The sequence below is a fragment of the Acetobacter fabarum genome, assembly GCF_029069195.1.
GTDB lineage: Bacteria > Pseudomonadota > Alphaproteobacteria > Acetobacterales > Acetobacteraceae > Acetobacter > Acetobacter fabarum_A.
This window is the reverse complement of sequence record NZ_JARDYK010000027.1, coordinates 1-4,094: the sequence shown is the minus strand read 5'-3', so window position 1 is coordinate 4,094 and position 4,094 is coordinate 1. Positions and strand designations below refer to the sequence as shown.

Here is a 4,094-nt window from a genome sequence, read left to right as displayed (position 1 = left end):
CCCGGTGGAAAACTGCCATTTCGGCGGCTGTTCCGGCGCCCTGCGGGAGCGGCGTAGCCCGCCCGCAGGGCGCTCGCCCGGACCCTGTGCCACCAGCAGAATCGGGCAAGAGAAAATGGCTCAGGAAACGACGAGGGGGCTGGTCAGGGTATCGCCCAGCCATGAACCATCTGCTGGGCGTCGAGGTAGGGGTAGCAATAATCCTGTCCGTGTTGTCGCACGATCCGCCATCCCTGCCCCCGGCATTGCGTCACTAGATCGAGGTTGCCGAGCTGATCGAGACCATAAGCCCGCTGTCCGGCCGGAGTGTTGGCCCAGGACGCAGCCGCCTTTTCATCACGAGCGGCCTGATACCCTTCCGCCTGCCCTTTTTCGGTTCCGGCCTGCTGACCGAAGAAATAACCACCACCAAACGCCACCAGAACGATCAGGAAGGCCATTAGGCCCGTCCAGAGTAGAGATGAGCGTATTTCGGTCTGACTGGCCTGTAGCGCCTCCTGTGAGGCTCCTGTGGCCTGTTTAAGCGCGGTCTGCATTTCGGCCGACAGGGCATATTCCTGCTGGTTCCGGGTGGCCTGATCGGATCGAACGGCCCGGAGCAGGCGGTTCGTCTCCGCCATTTCCCGGCCGAGCTGCTCGAACGCGGCCAGCCCGTCATCCAGCTCGCGTTCGTCGGTCATGACCGGTCAGGCTCCGGCTTCTGCCACCCCTCGAACGCTTTGTGGTCGTGGTCGCGGGTGATGCGTTTCATCAGTTCGTCAATGACCCGGCCAAAGCGTTCATCCTTCCCGGCCGCGTCGATCAGCAGTCCCCCGAGAATGACCTTGCGCCGTGTATCCAGTTTGCGCTCCTCGGCGTTCTGTCTGGCGAGCAAAGCCTGATACCGGGCCTTGGCCTGCTCGACCTGCTGTTTCGCCTTCTCGATGGGTGTCATTTTTCCTCCAGCTCCAAGTGGGTGCAATGGTCTGTTGGGATTTCCATTCCTGCATGACCCTGTTGATGATACCCGATTTTTCAGAAGTTTCCTTGATTCCTCGTGGAGCGCAAACAACCCTTGCGACGAAGGAGTGAAGGGCGCACTTTAGCATTGCTTCGCAATGCGTGCGTCAGGGACGTTCCTTCCCTGAACCCTTCCTGAACGGAGCGAGTCGTGGCGATCTACCACCTGTCTGTCAAATCCATCTCGCGTTCTGCCGGTCGCAGCGTCGTGGCTGCTGCTGCCTATCGTGCCGGTCAGGAATTGACGGACGAACGGCAGGGCCTGACGCATGACTACACCCGCAAGCAGGGGGTGGAAGATACGTTCATCGTGGCCCCGGATGGTGCGGACTGGGCGCAGGACCGGAACGCCCTGTGGAACGCAGCCGAGGCGGCCGAGAAGCGGAAGGACGCCAAGACCGGCCGGGAATACGAGCTGGCGTTACCGGCCGAACTGGATGCGAGCGCACGGAAGGAACTGGCCCGGGATTTCGCCCGTGAGCTGGTAAAGCGGTACGGGGTGGTGGCCGATGTGGCGATCCATGAACCCGGCCGGGAAGGGGATAACCGGAACCATCACGCGCACATCCTGACCACGACCCGGACGGCCGGGGAGGAAGGGCTAGGGGCAAAGACGCGGGTTCTGGACGTGGCCAGCACCGCCTCGGCTGAGATCGAGCACATGCGGGGTGTGTGGGCGCGCCAGGTCAACATGGCGCTGGAACGGCACCAGGTCGAACAGCGGGTGGATCACCGGAGCTTCGAGCGCCAGGGGAAGGAACAGGAGCCGACCCGGCACATGGGCGTGTCAGCGACCGCTATGGAGCGTCAGGCGGCCCGCGAGATCCCCGGCCGGGAGCCGGTGACGGATCTCGGGAAGCAGAACGCGGAGATCCGCGAGCGGAACAGGGTGCTTGAGGTGGCCCGCAAGGCTATGGAGAAGGCGCAGGAGCTGTTCTCTGGCCTTGAGAAAAAGGCCCGGCAGGCGGTCGGTCTGGCCCGGAAGATTGGGCAACGGATAGAGCAGCAGCGGGAAGTCGAACGCCAGAAGCAAGAGCTGGCACGTCAGGCTGAAATCAGACGCCAGCAGGAAATCCGGGCAGCAGAAGAAGCCCACCAAAAGCAATTTGCCAAGGAGATCAGGCAGTCACGCGATCGCGGATCAAGTATTGGTTTCTAGCTTAATATGCAGATTACGTAGTGAAATCAGTAGAACTATTCTGATATTTATTCATTGTGGTGAGCGCTTCTTCTAGCATTTTGACCGAGTTTTTATCATGGCGTGAAATAGCTCCGGCGATACCATTTTGAGCAATTTCGATGAAATTTACTGGTTCGTCATCCGTGCTATCTATCAGAGAGTTTCCTGAAACCGGTACATGTCCAGACATCATAGCTAGATTGTCGCCTTGATCGAAGGGCATATTTCCAGACTTCACCTGATCATTTACCCAATTCCTTAATTGGTTGAGCGACATATTCGTGAAATCGACAGAATTAGAAGAGTTGTTTGATAATGTTCCATTAATTGTTTGAGTATTTTTAATGGTATTTACGTCATTTTCTTCGAGTGTTTCTCTTAATGATTTAAGTGATTCAATGTTGTCTTTAACATTTATGATCCCATATTTTTCTTGATAATTAATAAGGGAGTCGATCATCGAATACATATTCGTTGATCCAGCAACCTGTTTTCCACCATTAACACCTATAAACGCATACCCATCCATTAAAGCCATTTCTGTATTTTGATGGAAAGAGATTTTTCCTTCACTCGCCAATTCTCTTCTTGCAGATTCCATTTCTTGAGGGGTCATATTACTGAAATCTAGATTAAGAGATGGGGTGTTTTTAGCTCTGGAACCGTTGTCCGGTAGATCATATGTACTGTGAGTGTAACCACTGACTTTCATAGTAAAAACCTCAGACATGAAGAATTGTTGGTCAGTATTCTGTATCAATAGTTGAAAATCAATGATTGGATCGAGAAAGAAGTTCACTTTCGAGAGCTTCAATACGTCCTTCCAACTCCCGCCGCCATGAGAGGCTGGCTCCCATTGTTTCGGCTTTGAGCATCACTTCTAGATCGTCTCGCAGCTCGCCCATGCGGGCACCGAGACGCTGGGTATATTGCAGGTTGGTAGTAACCGCTTGATGCAACTCCACCTGATTGCGGGCGAGCTTATCGACCTTATCTTCCAACCTTCGCAGATGGACGAGAACAAGGTTTTCCGGTGCGTCAGTCATTGTGCGCCTCCCTGCAAAAGCTCAAGTTGCATGGGTGGCCGGGTTTCCGCTGCCTGTGCCTTGCGGACGTCAAGCGAACCATTCCATGCCACATGCGGATTGATGAAATACACGGCGACACCTCGCCCCTGCATCCCTTCGATTTTACGCCGTTCGCGGCGGATTACGCCCATTTTTTCCAGTGTGCCCATGATTGTACTGACATGCTTGGGAGCACATCCAATCCTTTCGGCAAGCTGGTCGCGGGTGAGCAGTACTTCGCCGGTGTCCTGCCGGAGATTGAGCAGCACCAGATCGAAGGCATGGCGCACCTGATTAGGCCGGTCGTCAGATGGTAACTCGCGGATGGCATCCCAGATCGTGGCGGTCTGCATACGGCTCAACATGGTGAAACCTCCCGGCCAAAGCCCTTCGGTGGTGTCTGGTCGCGCGGCTTTCTGTAGCGCGTGTGTGGCCCTTGAGATGGCTATACGCGCCTCTCCGGGTAAATGCTTCAGGAGCTCTTCGGACAGGAGCGAGAGTTGCTCGGCCGCCTGTGCAGCTTCCTCCTGTCCGGATCGCTGCGGCTTGGTGGTGAGGCGCACAATCTGGGCCATGTCTTGCTCCCTGTGGAGAACCCGTTTTTAAGTCCCGGAATCCGGGATCAATTAGTCCCAGAATCCGGGACTTAAAACAAGCTATTTTTCTAGGTCGTCTGCGGGGTGTGGCGATCTCTAAGAAAGATAAAAGAATCTAATCCCCCTGTTGTCCCCCCTTTTCCCGGTGGAAAACTGCCATTTCGGCGGCTGTTCCGGCGCCCTGCGGGAGCGGCGTAGCCCGCCCGCAGGGCGCTCGCCCGGACCCTGTGCCACCAGCAGAATCGGGCAAGA

6 protein-coding genes are annotated in these 4,094 nt (G+C 56.0%); 1 reads left to right on the top strand and 5 read right to left on the bottom strand.

Going from position 1 to position 4,094, the window contains the following annotated elements:
• Positions 1 to 143: 143 nt before the first annotated feature.
• Positions 144 to 680: a replication protein gene (locus tag PY793_RS13985; RefSeq protein WP_275178594.1), complete on the bottom strand. Its 537-nt coding sequence runs from the start codon at positions 678 to 680 to the stop codon at positions 144 to 146.
• Positions 677 to 934 carry a mobilization protein gene (locus PY793_RS13980; RefSeq protein WP_006560192.1) on the bottom strand — a complete coding sequence of 86 codons (258 nt, stop codon included), beginning with the start codon at positions 932 to 934 and terminating at the stop codon, positions 677 to 679. Before PY793_RS13980 ends, PY793_RS13985 begins: the two co-directional genes overlap by 4 nt.
• Positions 935 to 1,150: 216 nt before the next feature.
• Between PY793_RS13980 and mobQ the strand changes: the two genes are divergently transcribed.
• Positions 1,151 to 2,158: a MobQ family relaxase gene (mobQ, locus tag PY793_RS13975; RefSeq protein WP_275178592.1), complete on the top strand. Its 1,008-nt coding sequence runs from the start codon at positions 1,151 to 1,153 to the stop codon at positions 2,156 to 2,158.
• 13 nt (positions 2,159 to 2,171) lie between these two features.
• On the opposite strand, the gene PY793_RS13970 is transcribed toward mobQ, so the two are convergent.
• From PY793_RS13970 to PY793_RS13960, 3 genes are read right to left on the bottom strand one after another with little or no spacing between them, the layout of a single operon-like run.
• Complete coding sequence (locus PY793_RS13970; RefSeq protein ID WP_275178591.1) at positions 2,172 to 2,909, bottom strand: hypothetical protein; 738 nt, start codon at positions 2,907 to 2,909, stop codon at positions 2,172 to 2,174.
• Between the two features lie 40 nt (positions 2,910 to 2,949).
• On the bottom strand, positions 2,950 to 3,225 hold the full coding sequence (locus PY793_RS13965) for a hypothetical protein (RefSeq protein ID WP_165926600.1): 276 nt from the start codon (positions 3,223 to 3,225) through the stop codon (positions 2,950 to 2,952).
• Positions 3,222 to 3,821, bottom strand: a complete 600-nt coding sequence (locus PY793_RS13960) for a helix-turn-helix domain-containing protein (RefSeq protein WP_275178590.1) — start codon at positions 3,819 to 3,821, stop codon at positions 3,222 to 3,224. Before PY793_RS13960 ends, PY793_RS13965 begins: the two co-directional genes overlap by 4 nt.
• Positions 3,822 to 4,094: the final 273 nt, after the last annotated feature.

Bases quoted from the DNA above. Each gene is read 5' to 3' on its own strand.
- PY793_RS13965 (WP_165926600.1), bottom strand. From the start codon at position 3,225: ATGACTGACGCACCGGAAAACCTTGTTCTCGTCCATCTGCGAAGGTTG.
- PY793_RS13960 (WP_275178590.1), bottom strand. From the start codon at position 3,821: ATGGCCCAGATTGTGCGCCTCACCACCAAGCCGCAGCGATCCGGACAG.
- PY793_RS13985 (WP_275178594.1), bottom strand. From the start codon at position 680: ATGACCGACGAACGCGAGCTGGATGACGGGCTGGCCGCGTTCGAGCAG.
- PY793_RS13970 (WP_275178591.1), bottom strand. From the start codon at position 2,909: ATGTCTGAGGTTTTTACTATGAAAGTCAGTGGTTACACTCACAGTACA.
- PY793_RS13980 (WP_006560192.1), bottom strand. From the start codon at position 934: ATGACACCCATCGAGAAGGCGAAACAGCAGGTCGAGCAGGCCAAGGCC.